Origin of the sequence: Aromatoleum toluolicum, from assembly GCF_012911005.2 — a bacterium.
GTDB classification, from domain to species: Bacteria; Pseudomonadota; Gammaproteobacteria; order Burkholderiales; family Rhodocyclaceae; genus Aromatoleum; species Aromatoleum toluolicum.
Genome location: NZ_WTVS01000045.1, coordinates 27,691 through 48,726 on the forward strand (window position 1 = coordinate 27,691; position 21,036 = coordinate 48,726).

The following is a 21,036-nucleotide window of genomic DNA, read 5'->3' on the forward strand; positions in this document are numbered from 1 at the left end:
CTGCCTCAGGTCATCAGCCAGCCGCCAGCGACATCGATCACCTGGCCGGTGACGAAGCTCGCCTGGGGGGACGTAAGGTAGCAACACACGTCCGCAACTTCCGACGGTTCGCCGAGGCGACGCAGCGGAGTGATGTCGACGACACCGCGATTTGCGGCTTCCGACACGGTGCGCACCATCGGGGTCGCAATCCTGCCGGGCGCCAGCGCGTTAACCGTGATGCCATGCGGTCCGAGTTCGCCGGCCAGATGCCGCGTAAAGCCGATCAGCGCGGCCTTGGTCGTGCTGTAGTGCGCGGCGACGATGTCCCCGAGGTAAGCCTTGCCGGCGACCGAGGACATCGAGACGATGCGGCCATAACCGCGCTCGATCATGCCCGCCGTCAGCAGGCGGGAGAAATTGAAGGCGCCATGCAGGTTCACGCCTACGACCTGGCGCCATTCAGCCGGATCCATACGATGGATCGGCATCGGCTGACCAGCGTGCTTGGGCGAGATTCCGGCGTTGTTGACGAGGATATCAACCGGCCCCAACGCTGCCTCGACCGATGCACAGGCGCGTTCGCACGCTGCAAAATCGGATACGTCAGCGGCAACGAAATGCACTTTGTGCCCGCGATCCGCGAGCGCCGCAACGTAACGCTCACCGACTTCCGCATTGAAATCGACGATTGCCACGGCCGCTCCTTCGTCAAGGTAGCGCTCGACAATCGCGGCGCCGATGCCGCCCCCTCCACCTGTTACCAGTACGGTCCTGTCAGCGTGTCTCATTGGCGTGTTCCTTTACTGAAAGCATGATTTTTCCGATATGCCGGCTACTCTCCATCAGCGCATGCGCGGCTCCCGCGTCCGCCAGCGGGAAGACCGAATGAATGACCGGCAGGCACTTGCCTTGTTCGAGCAGCGGCCATACCGCGGCTTCAAGCCGGCGTGCGATGTCCGCTTTCTGGTCGTCGCTGCGTGCCCGGAGCGTCGAACCGGTCAGCGTCAGGCGCCGCAACATGATGGGTGTCGCATCGAAATCGAAATGACTGCCCTCGAGGAATGCAATCTGGAGCAGGCACCCCTCCAGCGCGAGGCAGCGGAGATTCCTTTCGACGTAGGGGGCTCCGACCATGTCGAGGACGACATCGACACCGCGGCCGGAGGTTTCGCGCGCGATGACCGCGGCAAAATCCTCGCTGCGGTAATTGATCGCCCGCGTCGCGCCTGCCGCGACGCAGGCCTGCAGTTTTTCCCCGCTCCCGGCGGTGGCATAAACCGTTGCACCGAAGGCATTCCCCAGCTGGATCGCCGTCAGGCCGATGCCGCTCGATCCGCCATGGACCAGCAGGGACATGCCCGCATCCAGACCAGCGCGGTCGAACACGTTCGCCCACACGGTGAAGTAGTTTTCGGGCAGCGCGGCGGCCTGCAACATTGTCACTCCCGTCGGAATCGGCAGGCAGTGGCGCGCATCGGTGACACAGAACTCGGCGTAGCCACCGCCCGGCGTGAGCGCACACACGGCATCGCCCGGCCTCCACCGTGTGACGCCCTCACCGACGGCAACGATGACACCCGACACCTCGAGCCCAAGCCACGGCGAGGCGCCCGTCGGCGGCGGATACGATCCGGAACGCTGCAGCACGTCGGGGCGATTGACGCCGGCGTAATGCACCTCGATCAACACCTGGCCAGCGGCGGGTGACGGACACACATCATCGACGACGCGGAGCACGTCCGCGGCGCCGCCCGAACCATGATCGATTCGTTTCAAGGCAACATCTCCTGAATTCATTGGCCAGGCCGCGCCGGCAACACCGCCGGCGGCCCGGGATCGCCTACATGCCGAGGTAGGCTCGTCTGACGTGGTCGCTGTCGAGCAACTCCTGACCGGTGCCACTCAGCGAGATTTCTCCGTTCTCGAGAACGTAGCCGCGGTCGGCGAGCTTCAGCGTGTGGAACACGTTCTGTTCGACGATCAACACGGTGATGCCCTGCGCCGTGATCTTCTCGATGATCTCGAACATCATCTCGACCAGCAGCGGCGACAGGCCCAGCGAGGGCTCGTCGAAGATCAACAGTTTCGGGGAAGCCATCATGCCGCGCGCGATGGCAACCATCTGCTGCTCGCCTCCCGACAGCGAGCCGGCGTGTTGCGCCAGTCGCTCGCGCACGCGCGGAAACATCTCGAGCACTTCCTCGTACCGCTTTGCGACCGTCGAGCGGGCTGCCTTCTTGTAGGCGCCCATCAGCAGGTTGTCCTTGACCGTCAGGAACGGGAACAGTTGCCGGCCTTCGGGGATCATCGTCAGTCCCCGCTCGACGATCTCGTTGGCGGGGCGATTCGAGATATCGGCACCATCGAAGGTGATGCGGCCGCTTTGTGCACGCACGACGCCGCACAGCGTCTTCAACGTCGTGCTCTTGCCCGCACCATTGACACCGACGATGGTGACGACCTCGCCTCGATTCACTTCGAACGAGATGCCGCGAAGCACTTCGCTTTTGCCGTAGCCGGCCCTCAGATCATGCACTTTGAGCACTTTGATACCCCTTGCCGTCTTGCACACGGATGGCGTCGGTCTTCGTCGCCCGATCCTGCCGTTCGCTACCGCCCGCCCCGGGCTTTGCGCTTTCATAGCCCTTGCCGAGATACGCCTGGATGACTTCGGTATTGGTCACGACCTCCTGCGGACTGCCGCTCGTCAGCACCTGGCCGGTGTGGATCACCAGGATGCGATCGGACAACGCCATCGTCGCCTGCATCAGGTGCTCGATGAGGAGCACCGAAACACCCGAGTCGCGAATCCTGCGTACCATCGCAATGGCCTTCTCGACGTCGGACGGATTCAGCCCGGCCATGACTTCGTCGAGGAGCAGCACCTTCGGCCGGGTCGCGAGCGCCCGTGCGACCTCGAGGCGCTTCAGGCCGCCGACGGTCATGCTCTTCGCTTCGGTTCCGAGCAACGCGCTCAGGTCGGTCAGATCGGCCACCTCGCGGGCAATCTGCTCGGCCTCGGCGCGGCTCTTTGTGTGCATGAAGGCGCCGAGCATGATGTTCTCCAGCACGCTGAGGCCGGAGAACGGCTGCGCGATCTGGAACGTGCGGCCCACGCCTGCACGGGCAAACGCATTCGGTGAGGCCGGGCTAAGCCACCCGCCACCATCGCCAGCAATCGTCACCGAACCGCTGTCGGGCCGGATGAAACCTGACAGCTGATTGAACACCGTCGTCTTGCCCGCACCGTTGGGCCCGATGACGCCGAGGATTTCGCCCGAATGCAGCGTCAGTGACACGTCGTCGGTCGCCTTCAGTCCGCCGAAATTCTTCTTGAGATGTTCGGCCTTCAGGATCGGCTCGCCCTGCGGCGGCCGCGCAACGTGGTGCAGCTGCGACGTCACCTTGGGCTCGGTGATCGTCCCCAACCGAGGCAGGCGGTCGACGAGTCCCCGGACACGGTTGCCGAACTGGCCGACGATACCTCGCGGCATGGTCAGCACAACCACCACGAGGATGACGCCATAAATGAAGCCGTGCGTCCCGCTACCGAGGCTGCTCAACCAACCGCGTGCAAGTTCCGCGACCGGCAGCACCAGCACGGTACCCGCCAGCGGGCCCGCCACACTGCCAAGTCCGCCAATCAGGGCGAACATCGCAACCTGGATCGAGAGCTCAAGCGAAAAGGCGGCCGATGGTTCGATGAAGGTGAGATACATCGCGTGGAAGCTGCCCACCATGCTGGTGAGGATTGCGGAGATCACGGCAGCAATGATTTTCACGCGTGTCGTATTGACGCCTACCGCCTGGGCGGCATCCTCACGCTCGCGCACGGCAACGAGGTAGAAGCCGAGACGCGACTGGCGTACGTACCATGCGACCCACAAGGTGGCGAGCAGGAATCCGAACGCGATCAGCAGGTAGGGCAGCTTCTCGCGAAAGATCATCCACGGCAGGCCGATGTTCAGCGGCACACTGAGTCCCGCCGAGCCGCCGGTCCAGTTGCCTTGGTGGACCACCAGCAGCTTGACCACCTCGAGCATCGCAATCGTCACCAGTGCGAAGAACGGTCCGCGCAGCCGGAGGGTCGGATAGCTGATCGCAACCGCAAGCACGGCCGACACGGCAGCACCCACGAACATGCCGATCCACGGCGACACGCCGAAATTGATGGTCATCAGCACGGCCGTGTAGCTGCCTACACCGTAAAACACGGCATGGCCCAGCGACATCTGTCCGGCATAGCCGCCGACCAGGTTCCATGCCGTCGCCAGCGCACCGTAGACACAGATCAGGACGAACAGGTGATAGACGAACGGGGAGTTGAACGCCAGCGGCACGAGCACCAGCAACGACAACACCAGCAGGCTCACGTACGTTCGTGGGTGACGCAGATTCGGAATCATTGTGCGCACTCCTGTTATTCCGATCCGCGCCCCAGGCCAAGCAGACCGGTCGGGCGAACCACGAGAATGAGGATGAAGATGACGAAATAGACGACCTCTTTCAGGTCGGGCGAGATGTAGTAACCCGCAAGGCTGTCGACCAGACCGATCAGCAGGGCACCGATCAACGCGCCGTAAAGGCTCCCCATGCCGCCGAGCACGACGACGACAAATGCCGTCAGCGTGAAATAGCTGCCAACGGTGGGGAACACCGGGTACTGCGTCGACAGCAGGGCCGCAGCAAGACCAACGCATGCCGCCCCGAGCCCGAATGCGTAGACGTACATGCGGTCGACATTCACGCCCATCAGGCTGGCCGCATAGCGGTGCTGCGACACCGCGCGAAAGGCCCGCCCGACGTAAGTGCGCTGCAGGAACACGTGCAGGCCGCCGACCAGTGCGATAGCCATCAGGAAGGTCACCAGCTGGCCGCTGACGATACTCAGCTCTCCCAGCTGAAAACTCTCCGCACCGAATCCCGGCGAGATCTGTCTGACGTCCGCACCGAAAATCAGCAGCCCCAGATTGAGGAGGGCCGTGGAGACGCCAACGGTCGCAAAGATCTGAATGTGCGGATCCGCCTTGAGCAGCGGCTGAATGACGAAGCGCTGAATCACTGCGCCGGTCACGAACAGCATCAGGGCGACCGGAATGGCGGAAACATACGGATGCCAGCCGAGTTGCTGCGACGCCAGGAACACCGCGTACATCCCGATCATCAACAGCTCGCCGTGCGCAAAGTTGACGACGCGTACGACGCCGAAAATCAGGGTCAGGCCGATGCTGATGATCGCGTAGGCACCACCGAGCAACAGGCCATTTACGATCAATTGAAGGAAGATATCCATTTCGGCTCCTTGTCCCGACGTATCGACCGGAAGCCCGTCGATACGTCGAAACCTGGGTTTATCCGGTCAGCGGCCGACCACCGGCTCGCTGACAGCCACTTCCTTCGGGAATACCGTGACCAGCTTGCCGTTCTGCCACTGCATCAGGTTGGCCTTGGCCTGGCGATTCTGTCCGTCCTCGCCAAACTCGAAACCCCAGCCGCTTGCCGTTGAGCCAACGGGTTTCTTGTAGGCCATGACGGCCCCGCGGATCTTGTCCTTGTCGGTCGAGCCTGCGGCAGCCAGCACATCCAGGAATGCCTTCGCGCCGACGTAATTCGTCAGGCTATGGCCCGAGCGCGGCGCGGTGCCATAGCGCTTGGTGTACAAGGCGACGAAACTCTTCAGGCCCGGCGCGCCTTCCTCACGCGTTTCATACTGGGTGAAGTCGACGTTGAACGCACCGTTGAGGGTTTCGCCCAAAGCTGTCGCGGTATCCGCCATCGAGTAGCCGCCACCGGCGCCGATCAAGGCCTTCGGCTTGAAGCCGGCCGCCTTGGCCTGATTGAAGAACAGGATCGTGTCGTTCTGGTAGGAGGTCTGCATAACAACGTCGGCCTTCGCCCCTTTTAGCCGCAGGATCAGGGAAGACAGATCGACGGTCTTCGCCGAATACGGCAGGATCTCGACGACGTTCAGCCCGTCGCGGGCCGCCTTCTCCTTCTGGAATCCGGAAATGGTCGTGCCGTAGAGGCTGTCCTCATGGATGATCGCGATCTTCAGCGATTTCGGATCGACCTTCAGGGCCGGCGCAATGACGTGCGTCACCGCATCCACCATCCCCTCCGCGAAGTTCTTCGCGGTCGGGTTGCTGCGGAACACATACTTGTAACCGCGTCCGGTTACGGAGTCGGAGACCGCACCGAGTTCAAAGTAGGGCACGCCCGCCAGTTCGGTAACCTGTGTGGCCGCAAAGGCGAGCGCCGAAGAATAGCTGCCGAAGATCGCCGAGACCCCTTCGACCGAAGTCAGCCGGCGCGCCTCGCCGACCGCCTGGTTCGCATCCACGGCATCCGCCTTCACCAGCGCGATCTTCTGCCCGTTGATGCCGCCGGCGGCGTTGCGCTCCTCGACCGCCAGTTCAAGACCGCGGTAGCTCTCATTGCCGAGGAGCGCCAGGCCGCCACTGAACGGGTATAACGCACCCACCTTGAGGTCGGCGGCAGCAACCGAACCGGCCGCAATCAGCGACATGCCGAAGCCGGCACACAGCGACAGACACTTCCGTGCGAATGTTTTCATAAACGTCTCCTCCTCACGATTTCACGATGTTCGCGACACTCATTAATTGAAGCGCTTTATAGTTGCAACTTGCATGTGCTTCAACGTATAAAGAGATTAGCACACCTTTTTTTGAAGCGCTTCATTTTTTTAATTCGATGCCGTTAACAAATTTTCCGGGCTATCATCACAGCGTAGATGAAGGCATCTCCGCGGCAACGTAACAGCGTTACTCATACACAGTGGACATCCACACACCCAGCTGAACAAGGCAATGCCAAAACAGACCAGACCCGCCACCCTGGAAGATGTTGCACGTCTCGCAGGCGTCTCGTTGGGCAGTGCGTCGCGCGCGCTGTCGATACCTGAAGCCGTGAAGCCAAAGACGCTGACCAAGGTCATGACCGCCGTGTCACAACTTGGCTATGTGCGCAATGGTGCCGCCAGGGCCCTGGCATCGCGCAAAACACACACGATTGCGGCGATCTATCCGACGCTGAAAAACCCGACGTACGCCAACTCGGTCGACTCGCTGCAGCAGACCTTGTCCAGCGTGGGCTACCAACTCGTCATTGGCAGCCATGAATACAGCGTCGAGCGCGAGATCAACGTGGTGCGAGCGATTGTCGAGAACAGCATCGACGGCATCATCCTCGTCGGCGCGGACCACGATGAAGAAGTGTTCCGGCTGATCCGCCAGCGCAATCTCCCTTATGTCCTGACGTGGTCGGTCGATGAGAGCGACTATCAGCACAAGGTCGGCTTCTCGAATCACGTTGCCGCGTACGAGATGGCGAAGCGCGTCCTCGCGATAGGCCACACGCGCATCGCGCTGTGTGGCGGGCCGACCATCCACAACGAACGCGCCCGCGCTCGAATCGCGGGCACACTCGCGGCGATCCGCGAAGCGGGACTGGAGGTGCCACCCCACTGGATCATCGAAGCACCGTTCTCACTCGAAGGCGGGAGTGAGGTGATTGCCAAGCTATGGCAATCAGCTGACCGGCCGACGGCGCTGATGTGCGGCACCGACCTGCACGCCATTGGCGCACTGCACGAATGCAGGCTGCGGGGCATCGAGGTGCCGAAAACCCTCTCCGTAACCGGCTTCGACGATATCGAATTCGCCCGCATCGCGACGCCCCCCCTCACGACGGTGCGGGTACCGATCACCGAGATCGGGGTGCACACCGCCCACAAGATCGTCGCGCTGATCGAAGATCGGCCGCAGGGAGATGAACCCCTGCTGTTGACGCAGATCGTCGAGCGCGAAAGCCTCGCCGCACCGCCGGCACAGTAAGCCGGCGAGGGCGCGGCGAGGTGCGGCGCGCGATTCAGCCGCGGCTGGCATCCTCCAGAATCAGGTCCGCCGCCTTCTCGGCCACCATCATCACGGCCGCCTGGGTGTTCCCGGAAACCATTTTGGGCATCACCGAGGCATCGACGACGCGTAGTCCGGCGAGCCCGCGCACGCGCAGGCGCAGGTCGACCACGGCATCGTCGTCTTCTCCCATGCGGCACGTGCCGATCGGGTGATAGATCGTCTGGCCGTTCGCACGCGCAAACTCGACCCAGTCGGCATCGCTGACGACGTCGCTGCCGGGACTCATCTCATGCTCGATGTACTTTCGCAGCGCCGGCCGCCCGACGATGCGTCGTGCAATCTCCATGCCGCGCACCATACACTGCTGGTCGACCTCTGAAGCGAGGAAGTTCGGGCGGATCACCGGCCCCGCGTGAGGGTCGGCCGAGCGGGCGTGAATGCTGCCGACCGACTCGGGGCGCAATTGGGTCACGCCGATCGTCATGCCGGGGGCCCGGTCGAGGATCCGCTCCGCCGCGTTGGCGTAACTCGCATGCACGAAGAAGTACTGCACGTCGGGCGTCGGCAGATCGGGCCGAGTCCGCACGAACCCGTGCACCAGGCCGGTCCCCAGCGTCAGGATGCCCGTACGGCGAGTGAAATATTCGGCCACCGCCAGCGCAAGGCGCCATCCACGCGCCATCTCGTTCAGCGTCACGGTATTCCTAACGCGCCAGTTCATTCGCGTCGCGAAATGGTCGATGTAGTTCTCGCCGACGCCAGCGAGCGGGTGCAGCACCGGAATCCCCAATGATTGCAGCAACGCAGGCCTGCCGATGCCGGAGAGCTCGAGAATTTGCGGCGTCTGGACCGCACCGGCGGCCATGACCACCTCGACCTTCGCCTGCACCGTGACTTCCCGCTCACCCACGCGATAGGTCACGCCGACACAACGCCGCCCGTCAAGATTCAAGCGAAGCACATGGGCATTGGTCACGATGCACAGATTGCCACGCCGGCGTGCCGGCTTCAGGTAGCCATCGACGACACTCCAGCGGCGGCCACGGTGCTGGGCGACCTGATAGTAGCCAAAACCGTCCTGCCGGCCGGCGTTGTAATCCTCGTTCAGAGCATGCCCGTCTTCACGCGCAGCGTGCAGGAAGGCATCGGCGATCGGAAAGCGCTCATCCACGCGTGACAGATTCATCGGACCGTCATGGCCTCGCCGCTCGTCGCCTTCCTGGTAGCTTTCGAGCTTCCTGAAATACGGCTCGACGTCGCGCGCCCCCACCCACGGGCCCCGGCCTGCTCCCATGAATCATAGTCCTCGGGCTGACCACGGGCGTAGATCATCCCGTTGATCAGGGTCGATCCGCCGAGGCCCTTGCCACGTGGCACGGCGATCTTGCGGCGCAGCGTGTTGTCCTCGGGTTCGGTCTCGAAGCACCAGTTGAATTTGCGATTGGTCAGCAGCTTGCTGAAGCCAGCCGGGATGGGAATCCACATGCTGCGTGCCTCGCCACCGGCTTCGAGCATCAAGACGCGGAAGCGCCCCGATGCGGTCAAACGGTTGGCCAGAATGCAGCCGGCAGTCCCGCCGCCGACGATGATGTAGTCAAATTGGTCCATGGCACCGTCACCGGGTGACAATTGTTTGAGGAAGTACCTTGCCCGGATTCATCAACCCGGCCGGGTCGAGGGCAAGCTTGATGCGCCGGGCCAGCTCGAGTTCCGGAGCCGACCGACAGCGGTGTAACTCATCGACCCGGTACTGGCCGATTCCGTGTTCCGCTGAAATGCTTCCACCATGGGCGACGACAAGGTCATGGACGAGGCGATTCAGGACCTGACTGTCAGCGTCAGGCGGAATGATCACGTTGTAGTGGATATTGCCGTCACCGGCATGGCCGAATGCGTTGATGCGCGCCTGGGGAAACGCTTTCATCACCGCCTCGTCGGCGACTCGCAGAAAGGCCGGAATGAGCGCGATCGGAACCGACACGTCGTGCTTGATCGAACGCCCCGCGCGCGCTTCCGCCTCGGTGATCGATTCGCGAAGGTGCCACAACTCACGCTCTTGTTTCTCGGACTCGGCGATCACTCCGTCGCTCGCCGCGCCGCGCTCAAGGACGTCAGCCAACATCTCCTCCACAGCATCACGGAGCGACGGCAGCGAGGAACTGGCCTCCAGCAACACGTACCACGGAGCCGGGGCCAGGGGCGTGGTCAGTCCGACATGGCGTGCAACAAGCTCGAGTGCGGGCCCCGCCATCAGCTCGAACGCATTCAGCGTCTCGCCGATCGCCTGGCGTGCCAGACGCAGGACCGCCAGCGCATCGTCCGCGGATGGCACCGCCAGCAGCGCCGTCACCCGGTGCCGCGACTTCGGCGCAAGCTGCAGCACCGCCGCGGTAACGATGCCCAGCGTGCCTTCGGTACCGATGAACAGCTGCTTCCAGTCGTAGCCCGCATTGTCCTTGCGCAACTGTCGCAAACCGCTGACGATCGTGCCATCGGCCGTCACCACCTCCAGCCCGAGCACCCGCCCGCGCGCCATGCCATAGCGCAGCACATTGGTGCCCCCGGCATTGGTCGACAGGATGCCGCCTATCCGTGCCGAACCTTCGGCAGCAAGGGTAATCGGTAACAGCAGCCCCGCGTCGGCCGCCGCCTCCTGGGCGACCTGCAGGATGCAGCCGGCTTCGACTTCCATCGTCTCGCCGATGACGTCAAGACTGCGAATCGCCGACATGCGTGACAGTGACAGGATCACCTGCTCACCGCTGGCGTCAGGCGTCGCCCCTCCCGAAAGGCCGGTGTTGCCGCCATGCGGAACGATCGGCACACCGGCCGCGGCGCACAGTCGCACCACCGCCGCAACCTCCGCCGTGCAGCGCGGCAACACCGCACACCGTGCCCTGCCCTTGAACATGCCTCGCCAATCAGTGCAGAACGGCGCCAGATCGGCCTCGTCGGTGATGACGCCACGCTCGCCGACAACGCGGCGCAATGCTTCAATCGAGAAGTCTTCCATCATGCCCCCGCCGCCTCGGCGATTCCCATGAATGCCGCCATCAGCTCGATCTGGCACGCGAGCATCGGCGCACCGTAGTGAATGCGGCAGCCCTGCCGCCTGGCAGCCAGCAGCAATGGCGTGTCGGCCGGCTGCATGATGATTTCCGCGACGATCTGGTTCGCTTCCAGGTGTTGCGCATCGCACGGCAATGCATCCCCCGGGCGCAGCCCCAGCGAGGTTCCATTGACGACAATGTCATGCCCTGTCGGATCGCCCGTGCCGACGGCAAGCGGCAGGAGCGGGTAGGCCGCAGCGAGGCGGTCGACGAGGTCGGTGGCCTTTGCAAGCGTGCGGTTGGCGACGGTCAGCCGCGCCACACCGGCCTTCGCCAGGGCAAACGCGATCGCGTTGGCCGCCCCGCCGGCTCCGGCGAGATACGCGCTGCGTCCCGCGGGGTCAATTCCCTCCCGACGCAACCCGGCGATAAAGCCTTCACCGTCCAGAATCTCGCCAATCAGGCGGCCGTCCGGACTTCTCCGTACCACGTTGACCGCTCCAATTCGCGCCGCAGCCGGTGACACCTCGTCGCACAGCGCCACCATCGCGGTCTTGTGCGGCACGGTCACAACGAAGCCGTCCAGGTTATTCATCCCCCGCAGGCCGGCCACCACCGACGCAAGGTCTCCGGCGGTGACATGAATCGGCACCATCACGCTATCGACCCCGCGCAGTTGCAGCAGACGATTGATCCCCTGAGGGGTTTTCACGTGATGGATCGGGTCGGCAAGAATGGCGCAGATTCGGGTCGTTCCAGTGATCTCGTTCATGGATTCACGCCAGCGTGTAGGTTGTTTTCACCGAGGTATAGAACTCGCGTGCGTAACTGCCCTGCTCACGCGGCCCGTAGCTCGAACCTTTGCGACCGCCAAACGGGGCGTGGTAATCGACGCCGGCCGTCGGCAGATTCACCATCACCATCCCCGCCGTCGATCGCCGCTTGAAATCCGTCGCATGCTTCAACGAGGTCGTGCAGATACCCGACGACAAGCCAAACACGGTGTCGTTGGCGACCGCCACGGCCTCTTCGTAATCCCTGACCCGGATGACACTCGCGACAGGGCCGAACACCTCCTCGCGGTTGATGCGCATCGCATTCTCGGTGTCAGTGATCAGTGCCGGCGACAGGTAATGGCCAGCGGTCGCGCGCTGCAGCAGATCGCCGCCGAACACCACACGCCCCCCCTCGGACCGCGCGCTCTCGATGTAGGACAGATCCTGATCGAGCTGATCCTGCGAGACGACCGGCCCAATGTCGGTGCCGGGCTGCAAAGCGTCATCAATCCTGAGCGCCGACAGCTTCTCGACCATCGCAGCGACGAAGCGGTCGTGGATGCCGTCCTCGACGATCAAGCGACTCGAACCCGTGCAGCGCTGACCGGTCGAGTAAAACGAACCGTTGATCGCGACCGACACCGCCACATCGAGGTCGGCATCGTTGACGATGACCAGCGGATTCTTTCCGCCCATCTCGAGCTGCACCTTCGCCCCCCGCTCCATGCAGTCCAACCCGATGCGTCGCCCCGTACCGGTCGACCCGGTAAAGGTCACGGCGCGAACCTTGGGCGACTTGACCATCGCGTTTCCGACTTGGGAGCCGGCACCCATCACCAGGTTGAACACACCGGGAGGTAATTTGCCGGCACGCACAATGATCTCGGCCAGCGCCCACGCACTGCCCGGCACGAGATCGGCGGGCTTGAACACCACCGAGTTGCCATAAGCCAGGGCCGGAGCGATCTTCCATGCCGGGATCGCAATAGGGAAGTTCCACGGCGTAATGATGCCGATGACCCCTTCCGGCTCACGGTGTACGTCCACGTCCACCCCGGCGCGGATTGCCGGCAAGCGCTCCCCGCCGAGGCGCAGTGCCTCGCCCGAGAAGAATTTGAACACTCGCCCCGCACGCGTCACTTCTCCGATGCCTTCGGGCAAGGTCTTCCCTTCTTCACGCGACAGCAGTCGGCCAAGCTCCTCGCGCCGCGCCAGCAACTCCGTGCCGATGCGGTCCATCGCATCGGCACGCTCTTCCGCAGTGCTGCGCTGCCACGTTTGCTGCGCGTCGAATGCCGCATCGATCGCATGCTGCGCCTGCGCCTCGTCTGCCCGCGCGTATTCACCAACCAGGTCGTCCAGATTCGAGGGATTGATGTTGCGGTTGATCGCAACACCCTCCATCCATTCGCCACCGATAAAGTTCTTGAACACCGACCTCTCCTTTCGTCGATCCGTGTGAATCACATGGCTCTCCGGCGGCTCCAGCATTCAAGCCCAATCCTTCAGCCACTCACTTTTGTAGCGCTTCCAAAACACGTGTTATCAGAATTTATATAAGTGCCAGGACAAAGTAAACGTTTTTATGAAGCGCTTCATTTTTATAATGTCGACTCAATGCGGTTCAACGTCTCGGTCGTGTCATCACGTCGCCCGCTACCGTCGATGCGCCACCCGGGCCCGCGCCATGAAGGTCCATCTGGGCACCGACCCGCACCCCATCGGCAGAGCTGCACGGGACGACCGTTGACAGCGCGACAGCAGCAGACGGCCATGAGCCGTCCGCCGTCGTTACATTTCGCTTGAATGTCATCGGTGGCAGGCTATGTTGAATCAATGACGTGACGAGCGACTCTCTTCGGCCAGAACGACGAATCAACTTCTCTCCGCTACGCAGCCAATGTCAGGAGTCGGTTATGACGACCAAGCGCGAATTCCTGAGAATCAGTACGCTGGCTGGCGCGGGGACGTTCCTTTTCACCAAGTTCGGGTTCATCCGGCGTGCCTTTGCCGCGATACCGGGTGGCACGCTGGATCCCGCTTCAATCACGAAATACGCCATGCCATTGGTCATCCCGCCGGCGATGCCCAAGACAAGCGGCGGGCGAGTCGACTACTACGAGATCGCGGTCCGGCAGTTCCAGCAGCAGATCCTGCCTACCCCCTGCCCCGTACGACGGTATGGAGTTACGGCTCGGCCAACCACCCGGATACGTTCAATTACCCGGCCTTCACCATCGAAGCCAGGTACGGCAGGCCGGTCCGGGTCAAGTGGATCAACGACCTGAAAGACGCCGACGGGAACTTCCTTCCCCACCTCCTGGCGGTGGATCCGATGCTCCATTGGGCTAACCCGCCGGGCGGCGCCGCGGGCCGGGACATGCGCCCGAGCTTCGCGAGCACCCCGGGCCCCTATACCGGCCCGGTCCCGATCGTGACCCATCTGCACGGGGGGCACAGCGCCCAGGAAAGCGACGGCTATGCCGAGGCCTGGTACCTGCCTGCGGCGAACGACATCCCCGCGGGCTTCGCCAGCGAGGGCACGTGGTACGAATTCTTCAAGAGCGAGTTCTCCAGCAAGTTCGGCGAGGTCTGGGAGCCTGGCACGGCGACGTTCCAGTATGAGAACGATCAGCGGGCGAGCACGTTCTGGTATCACGACCATACGCTGGGCATGACCCGCTTGAACGTCTACGCGGGCCCCGCCGGGTTCTATCTCCTGCGCCGCGGACCGGGCGATCTTCCGGACCCGGTTCTCCCCGGTCCGGCCCCGGAGGTGGGGGCCGACCCCTTCGGGAGATTCTATGAGGTTCCCATCGCGATCCAGGACCGCTCCTTCAACGCGGACAACCACGACCGACGGCTTGTGGCCGAATGCTGTCTGTCATGACTCGCTGTCTTACCGTCCGGTCCGGCCGAAGTGAAGACGGCCACCATCGACTGTTCCTCGGCCTTATGCATAGCTTTCCATAAGGCCGAGCACCCGACGTCTGAGTGGAAGCGCGCAGCTCAACCTCATCCCTAACCAACTAACGAAAACGCCCGGACGAGCCGGGCGTTTTCATGAGGCAATCCAGTTTTCGACTTTATTGCCCAGTTTTCGACTTTAATGACGAGTTTTCGACTTTAATGACGAGTTTTCGACTTTAATTGTCAGGAACAAGATCACTTTATCGCTGCCAACCCCTCATTCCACCGTAACCGACTTCGCCAGGTTACGCGGCTTGTCCACGTCGGTCCCCTTCACCAGCGCCGCATGGTAGGACAGCAACTGCAGCGGCACGACGTGCAGCACCGGCGACAGCAGGCCGTAGTTCTCGGGCATCTGCAGGATGTGCACGCCCTCCGACTCGGGGATCTCGCTGCCGGCGTCGGCGAACACATACAGCTCGCCGCCGCGCGCGCGCACTTCCTGCAGGTTCGATTTCAGCTTTTCCAGCAGCTCGTCGGCCGGCGCGACTGCGATCACCGGCATGTCTTTGTCGACGAGTGCCAGCGGGCCGTGCTTCAGCTCGCCGGCCGCGTAGGCCTCGGCGTGGATGTAGGAGATTTCCTTGAGCTTCAGTGCCCCTTCCATCGCGATCGGCCAATGCTGGCCGCGGCCGAGGAACAGCGCGTGCTGCTTGCCGGCGAAGCGTTGCGCCCAGCGTTCGATCTCCGGCTCGAGATCGAGCACCTTCTGCACCGCCACCGGCAGGTGGCGCAGCGCCGTCAGGTGGCGCGCCTCCTCCGCTTCGGGCAGGCGGCCGGCGAGCTTGGCGAGCGACAGTGTGAGCAGCGCCAGCGCTGCGAGCTGCGTCGTGAAAGCCTTGGTGGAGGCGACGCCGATCTCGGGACCCGCGCGCGTGATGAAGCGCAGCGCCGCCTCGCGCACGATCGCCGACTCGGGCACGTTGCAGATCGCCAGCGTGCGCTCCATGCCCAGCACCTTGGCATGCTTGAGCGCGGCGAGCGTGTCGGCGGTCTCGCCCGATTGCGAGATCACGACCACCAGCGTGTCGGGGTTCGCGACCGATTCGCGGTAGCGGTATTCGCTCGCGATCTCGACGCTGCACGGCACCTTCGCGATCGCTTCGATCCAGTAACGCGCGACCAGACCGGCGTGGTAGCTCGTGCCGCACGCGAGCACCAGCACGCGCCCGACACCGCCGAGCAGCTCGGGCGCCTGGGTGCCGAACAGCTGCGGCGTCACCGAGCCGCCGCCGGCGATGATTTCGAGCGTGTTCGCCAGCGCCTGCGGCTGCTCGAAGATCTCCTTCTGCATGTAATGACGGTACTGGCCCAGCTCGACCGCGTCGGCCGACAGGCTCGACACATGCGTCGCGCGCTCGACCGGCGTGCCGTCGGGGCGTGCGATGCGGTAGCCGTCGAGGCGCAGCTCGGCGATGTCGCCATCCTCGAGGTAGATCACCTTGCGCGTGACCTGCAGCAGCGCCGCCGTGTCGGAGGCCGCATACATCCCGTCCTCGCCCACGCCCAGCAGCAGCGGCGCGCCGTGGCGCGAAACGATCACGCGCGCGCGGTCGGTTTCGCTGATCACGCCGATCGCGTACGCGCCGACGAGCTCGTTGGTGGCCAGGCGCACTGCCTCGAAGAGATCCGGCTGGACCGCGAGCTTGCTGTGGATCAGGTGGGCGATCGCCTCGGTATCGGTTTCCGAGACGAACTCGTAGCCCTGGGCCATCAGGCGCTGCTTGATCGCCTCGAAGTTCTCGATGATGCCGTTATGCACGACGGCCAGCCCCGCCGACACATGCGGGTGCGCGTTGCGCTCGGACGGCACGCCGTGCGTCGCCCAGCGCGTGTGCGCGATGCCGATGCCGGCGTCGAGCTTCTGCTCATCGGCACGCGCCGCGAGTTCGGCGACGCGGCCGGCCGCGCGCACGCGCTGCAGCCCGCCATTGAGCACGGCCAGGCCGGCGGAGTCGTAGCCGCGATATTCCAGCTTGCGCAGGCCTTCGAGGAGGACGGGGACGACGTTCTTCGTCGCGATGGCTGTGACGATGCCGCACATGATTTCTTCTCCGGCTTACTTCTTCTTCACCGGCCGCTTCCAGCCGGCGATGGTGATCTGCTTGGCCCGCGACACGGTGAGCTGCTCCGGCGGGGCGTCCTTGGTCAGCGTCGTGCCCGCGCCCAGCGTCGCCCCGCGACCGACGCGCACCGGCGCGACGAGCTGGGTATCGGAGCCGATGAACACGTCGTCCTCGATGATGGTGCGGAACTTGTTGGCGCCGTCGTAGTTGCACGTGATCGTGCCCGCGCCGATGTTCACGCGCCGGCCGACGTCCGCATCGCCGACATAGGCGAGGTGGTTGGCCTTCGAATGGTCGGCGATCGCGCTGTTCTTGACCTCGACGAAGTTGCCCAGATGCACGTCGTCGCCCAACGTCGTGCCGGGGCGCGTGCGCGCGTACGGGCCGATCACGCATTCGCGCCCCGTCACCGTGTCCTCGATGTGCGAGAAGGGTGCAATCCGGGTGCCCGCGCCGATGCGCGCGTTGCGGATCACGCAGTTCGCGCCGACGCGCACGTCGTCGCCGAGCTCCACGCGCCCCGCGAACACGCAACCGACATCGATCTCGACGTCGCGACCGCATTCGAGCTCGCCGCGCACGTCGATGCGCGCCGGATCGAGCAGCGTCACGCCGGCGTCCATCAGGCGCTGCGCGATGTTGCGCTGGTGGATGCGCTCCAGTTCGGCGAGCTGCGGCTTGCTATTCACGCCCAGCGTCTCCCACACCGCGTCCGGCAGCACCGTGACGATGTCGACGCCCTCGGCGACCGCCAGGCCGATGATGTCGGTCAGGTAGTACTCGCCCTGTGCGTTGTCGTTGCCGATGCGCCCGAGCCAGTCGCGCAGGCGTGCGACCGGCGCCACGAGGATGCCGGTATTGACTTCGCGCACGCGGCGCTGTTCGGCGCTCGCATCCTTCTCCTCGACAATGCGCGTGACACGGCCGTCGGCGTCGCGCAGGATGCGCCCGTAACCGGTGGGGTCGTCGAGTTCCACCGTCAGCAGAGCAAGCTTGCCGCTGCCGGCGGCGGTCTGCAGGCGACGCAGCGTCGGCGCGCCGATCAGCGGAACGTCGCCGTACAACACCAGCGCCATCTCGCCGTCGGTCAGCTCCGGCAGCGCCTGCTGCACCGCGTGCCCCGTGCCCAGTTGCGGTTCCTGCCGCGCCCAGCGCAGCGCCGCGTCCTGCATGCGCTCGCGCACGACCTCGCCGCCATGCCCATACACGACGCAGATGCGCGACGCGTCAAGGGAGCGGGCAGCCCCGATCACATGCGCCAGCATCGGCCGTCCGGCGATCGGCTGCAGCACCTTGGGCAATACCGAACGCATGCGCTTGCCCTGCCCGGCCGCGAGAATCACTACTTCCATGAAAGCCCCATCCCTGTTCGAACCGCGGGCGATTTTAGCATGCAGCCCGAGCCGCCCCGCGCGGCACACGGCACTGTCGCACGGATGAAACACGGATGCGGCAGCGCAAACACGTTTTTACAGTGCAGCAGGCAAATCTCTGATAAGGCGCCTAAAATGCAGTTTTTGCATCGCAACGGAAACACACCGACCATGGATCGCAACGTCACCGACTTCATCCAGAACCGCACCTTCGACGAGATCCAGGTGGGCGACCGTGCCCAGCTCGTCCGCACCTTGCGGCCCGACGACATCCACCTCTTCGCCATCATGTCGGGCGACGTGAACCCGACCCATGTCGATACCGAATTCGCCCGCTCCAGCCAGTTCCGCGAAGTCGTCGGCCACAGCATGTGGGGCAGCACGCTGATCTCCACCATCCTCGGCACCGAATTCCCCGGCCCCGGCACCGTGTACGTCTCGCAAGGGCTCAACTTCCACCGCCCGATCACGATCGGCGACACGCTCACGATCACCGTCACCTGCCGCGAGAAGTTCGAGCACAACCATCACATCGTGCTCGACTGCCTCGCGCTCAACCAGGACGGCCTGAAGGTCATCGACGGCGTCGCCGAGGTGCAGGCGCCGACCGAGAAGATCAAGCGCGCCCGCATCCACCTCCCCGAAGTCACGATCTCGGACCGCGAGCTGCGCTACGGTCACCTGCTGTCGATCACGGCGGGCAAGGCGCCGATTCCGATCGCCGTCGCCCACCCCTGCGATGCCGAGTCGCTGCGCGGCCCGATCCAGGCTGCCCAGGCCGGCCTCGTCATTCCGGTGCTGGTCGGCCCGGAGACGAAGATTCGCGCAGTCGCCGAACAGGAAGGCATCGACCTGCACGGCGTGCGCATCATCGACGTCGCGCACAGCCACGAGGCGGCCGAAACCGCCGTCACGCTGGCGCGCGAGGGCCAGGTCGAAGCGCTGATGAAGGGCTCGCTGCACACCGACGAGCTGATGAGCGCCGTCATCTCCAAGGCAGGCGGGCTGCGCACGTCGCGCCGCATCAGCCACGTGTTCATGGCCGACGTGCCGACCTACCCGCACCCGCTGCTGATCACCGACGCCGCGATCAACATCGAGCCCACCCTCGAGGACAAGGTCGACATCATCCAGAACGCGATCGACCTCGCCCACGTCATGGGCCTGCCCGAGCCCAAGGTCGCGATCCTCTCGGCGGTCGAGACCGTCACGTCGAAGATCCGCTCGACCATCGATGCCGCCGCGCTGTGCAAGATGGCCGACCGCGGCCAGATCAAGGGCGGCCTCCTCGACGGCCCGCTCGCCTTCGACAACGCCGTGTCGCTCGTTGCCGCCAAGACCAAAGGCATCCGCTCGCTGGTCGCCGGCAACGCCGACATCCTCGTCGTGCCGGATCTGGAGTCCGGCAACATGGTCGCCAAGCAGCTCGAATACCTTGCCAACGCGCTGATGGCCGGAGTGGTGCTCGGCGCGCGCGTGCCCATCGTGCTGACCAGCCGTGCCGACACCGCCGAAACGCGCGCCGCCTCGTGTGCGATCGCCCAGCTCATCGCACACAAGAAGCGCGAGGCGCGTCTCGCATGAAGTCGGTCCTCGTCATCAACGCGGGCTCCAGCAGCCTCAAGTTCGCTCTTTTCCCGATCGAACCGGAGCTCGCCCGCAACCCCGCCCTGTCCGGACAGATCGAAGGCATCGGCGCGACGCCGCAGCTGTCCGCCAAGGACGCCGACGGCAATCACTATCAGGAATCGGTGCTGACCGGCGGCAGCCAGGGCGAACAGCACAAGGACTCGCTCAACCACCTGTTCCGCTGGCTGAGCGCCCACAATCCCGATCTCGACGTCGTCGCAGCAGGACACCGCATCGTGCACGGCGGCGAACTCCACAGCGCACCGGTGGTGCTCAACGAATCGGTGCTGCGCGACCTCGAAGGCTTCATCCCGCTCGCCCCGCTGCACCAGCCGCACAACCTGCGCGCCGTGCGCGCCGTCGCAGCGCTGATCCCGGAGATTCCGCAGGTCGGTTGCTTCGACACCGCCTTCCATCGCACGCAATCCCCGCTTGCGCAGGCCTTCGCGCTACCGCGCGCGATCAGCGCCGAGGGCGTCAAGCGTTACGGTTTCCATGGACTGTCCTACGACTACGTGGCGCGCCAGCTCCCCGACGTCATCGGCGAACGCGCGAACGGCGCGGTGCTGATCGCCCACCTGGGCAACGGCGCGTCGATGTGCGCGCTGCGCGAGGGCAAGAGCGTCGCCACGACGATGGGCTTCACCGCCGTCGAGGGCCTGATGATGGGCACGCGCACCGGCAGCCTCGATCCCGGCGTGCTGCTCTACCTGATGGAACAGAAGGGCATGAACGCCAAGACCCTGACCAACCTGCTGTACAAGGAGTCCGGCCTCCTCGGCGTCTCCGGCATCAGCCAGGACATGCGCACCCTGCTCGCATCCGATGCCCGCGAGGCGCGAGAAGCGGTGGATCTGTTCTGCTACCGCATCGCCCGCGAAATCGGCTCGCTCGCCGCCGCGGCCGGCGGTCTCGATGCACTCGTATTCACGGGCGGAATTGGCGAGCACGCCGCGCAGGTGCGCGCCCAGGTCGCGAAACTCTCCGCCTGGCTGGGCGTCGCCATCGCCCCGGAAGCGAACGACGCGCACGCGCTGCGCATCGACGCCCCCGACAGCCGGGTGGCCGTCGCCGTCGTGCCGACCAACGAAGAAGGCATGATTGCCCGCTACACGCTGGAGCGGCTGGCGCACCACTAAGTCGAATAATTGCCCGCCGCGTCGATAGCAGGTTCCTTCCCCTTCAAGGGGGCGAAGACGGGGTTTCGCAGAGCACCGCTCCGCGCCGTCTGAGCGACGGAGCGAAGCGGAGGCTCCCAGGACAGGATGGGGATGGGTTTCTGCGACGGCTGCATAACCCATCCCCACCCCAAC

General features: G+C 64.4%; 16 protein-coding genes and 1 pseudogene. 4 read left to right on the forward strand and 13 right to left on the reverse strand.

The genetic code is table 11. The features are described from left to right. Positions 1-5 precede the first annotated feature (5 nt). The 6 genes from GPA27_RS19085 to GPA27_RS19110 form a co-directional block, all read right to left on the reverse strand. Positions 6-770: an SDR family oxidoreductase gene (locus tag GPA27_RS19085; protein ID WP_169142075.1), complete on the reverse strand. Its 765-nt coding sequence runs from the start codon at positions 768-770 to the stop codon at positions 6-8. Continuing rightward, on the reverse strand, positions 757-1,758 hold the full coding sequence (locus GPA27_RS19090; RefSeq protein WP_246261257.1) for an NAD(P)H-quinone oxidoreductase: 1,002 nt from the start codon (positions 1,756-1,758) through the stop codon (positions 757-759). The genes GPA27_RS19085 and GPA27_RS19090 overlap by 14 nt, the downstream gene beginning before the upstream one ends. A gap of 64 nt (positions 1,759-1,822) precedes the next feature. Beyond that, positions 1,823-2,527 (reverse strand): ABC transporter ATP-binding protein, encoded by a 705-nt coding sequence (locus GPA27_RS19095; RefSeq protein ID WP_169142077.1) that lies wholly within the window; start codon positions 2,525-2,527, stop codon positions 1,823-1,825. Beyond that, positions 2,511-4,388 carry a branched-chain amino acid ABC transporter ATP-binding protein/permease gene (locus tag GPA27_RS19100; RefSeq protein ID WP_169142078.1) on the reverse strand — a complete coding sequence of 626 codons (1,878 nt, stop codon included), beginning with the start codon at positions 4,386-4,388 and terminating at the stop codon, positions 2,511-2,513. Before GPA27_RS19100 ends, GPA27_RS19095 begins: the two co-directional genes overlap by 17 nt. 14 nt (positions 4,389-4,402) lie before the next feature. Next, positions 4,403-5,275 (reverse strand): branched-chain amino acid ABC transporter permease, encoded by an 873-nt coding sequence (locus GPA27_RS19105; protein ID WP_169142079.1) that lies wholly within the window; start codon positions 5,273-5,275, stop codon positions 4,403-4,405. 66 nt (positions 5,276-5,341) lie between these two features. Continuing rightward, positions 5,342-6,556, reverse strand: a complete 1,215-nt coding sequence (locus tag GPA27_RS19110) for an ABC transporter substrate-binding protein (RefSeq protein ID WP_211165102.1) — start codon at positions 6,554-6,556, stop codon at positions 5,342-5,344. 253 nt (positions 6,557-6,809) lie between these two features. Here GPA27_RS19110 and GPA27_RS19115 point away from each other — a divergent pair, with 253 nt between their 5' ends. Beyond that, positions 6,810-7,835: a LacI family DNA-binding transcriptional regulator gene (locus tag GPA27_RS19115; protein ID WP_169142080.1), complete on the forward strand. Its 1,026-nt coding sequence runs from the start codon at positions 6,810-6,812 to the stop codon at positions 7,833-7,835. 34 nt (positions 7,836-7,869) lie between these two features. On the opposite strand, the gene GPA27_RS29520 is transcribed toward GPA27_RS19115, so the two are convergent. The 5 genes and pseudogenes from GPA27_RS29520 to GPA27_RS19140 form a co-directional block, all read right to left on the reverse strand. Next, complete coding sequence (locus GPA27_RS29520) at positions 7,870-8,580, reverse strand: GMC family oxidoreductase (protein WP_373322782.1); 711 nt, start codon at positions 8,578-8,580, stop codon at positions 7,870-7,872. 69 nt (positions 8,581-8,649) lie between these two features. Continuing rightward, positions 8,650-9,467, reverse strand: a pseudogene (locus GPA27_RS29525) (GMC family oxidoreductase); the annotation flags it as partial. Between the two features lie 7 nt (positions 9,468-9,474). After that, a complete protein-coding gene (locus tag GPA27_RS19130) occupies positions 9,475-10,875 on the reverse strand; it encodes an FAD-binding oxidoreductase (protein WP_169142081.1) in 1,401 nt (466 codons plus the stop codon). Next, the gene (locus GPA27_RS19135; protein ID WP_169142082.1) at positions 10,872-11,681 is read right to left on the reverse strand and encodes a shikimate dehydrogenase family protein; all 810 of its coding nucleotides are present in this window, start codon (positions 11,679-11,681) and stop codon (positions 10,872-10,874) included. Before GPA27_RS19135 ends, GPA27_RS19130 begins: the two co-directional genes overlap by 4 nt. A 4-nt stretch (positions 11,682-11,685) precedes the next feature. Beyond that, positions 11,686-13,176, reverse strand: a complete 1,491-nt coding sequence (locus GPA27_RS19140; protein ID WP_211165105.1) for an aldehyde dehydrogenase family protein — start codon at positions 13,174-13,176, stop codon at positions 11,686-11,688. Positions 13,177-13,585: 409 nt separating this feature from the next. On the opposite strand from GPA27_RS19140, the gene GPA27_RS19145 reads away from it, so the two are divergent. Beyond that, entirely contained in the window at positions 13,586-14,575 is a 990-nt protein-coding gene (locus tag GPA27_RS19145) for a cupredoxin domain-containing protein (RefSeq protein WP_211165106.1), read from the forward strand. Positions 14,576-14,872: 297 nt separating this feature from the next. On the opposite strand, the gene glmS is transcribed toward GPA27_RS19145, so the two are convergent. Together glmS and glmU are read right to left on the reverse strand one after the other, a co-directional pair. Continuing rightward, entirely contained in the window at positions 14,873-16,699 is a 1,827-nt protein-coding gene (gene glmS / locus GPA27_RS19150; RefSeq protein WP_169142083.1) for a glutamine--fructose-6-phosphate transaminase (isomerizing), read from the reverse strand. 15 nt (positions 16,700-16,714) lie between these two features. Next, entirely contained in the window at positions 16,715-18,073 is a 1,359-nt protein-coding gene (gene glmU, locus GPA27_RS19155) for a bifunctional UDP-N-acetylglucosamine diphosphorylase/glucosamine-1-phosphate N-acetyltransferase GlmU (protein WP_169142084.1), read from the reverse strand. A 192-nt stretch (positions 18,074-18,265) separates the two neighbouring features. On the opposite strand from glmU, the gene GPA27_RS19160 reads away from it, so the two are divergent. After that, the gene (locus GPA27_RS19160) at positions 18,266-19,678 is read left to right on the forward strand and encodes a bifunctional enoyl-CoA hydratase/phosphate acetyltransferase (RefSeq protein WP_169142085.1); all 1,413 of its coding nucleotides are present in this window, start codon (positions 18,266-18,268) and stop codon (positions 19,676-19,678) included. Beyond that, complete coding sequence (locus tag GPA27_RS19165; RefSeq protein WP_169142086.1) at positions 19,675-20,862, forward strand: acetate/propionate family kinase; 1,188 nt, start codon at positions 19,675-19,677, stop codon at positions 20,860-20,862. The genes GPA27_RS19160 and GPA27_RS19165 overlap by 4 nt, the downstream gene beginning before the upstream one ends. Positions 20,863-21,036: the final 174 nt, after the last annotated feature.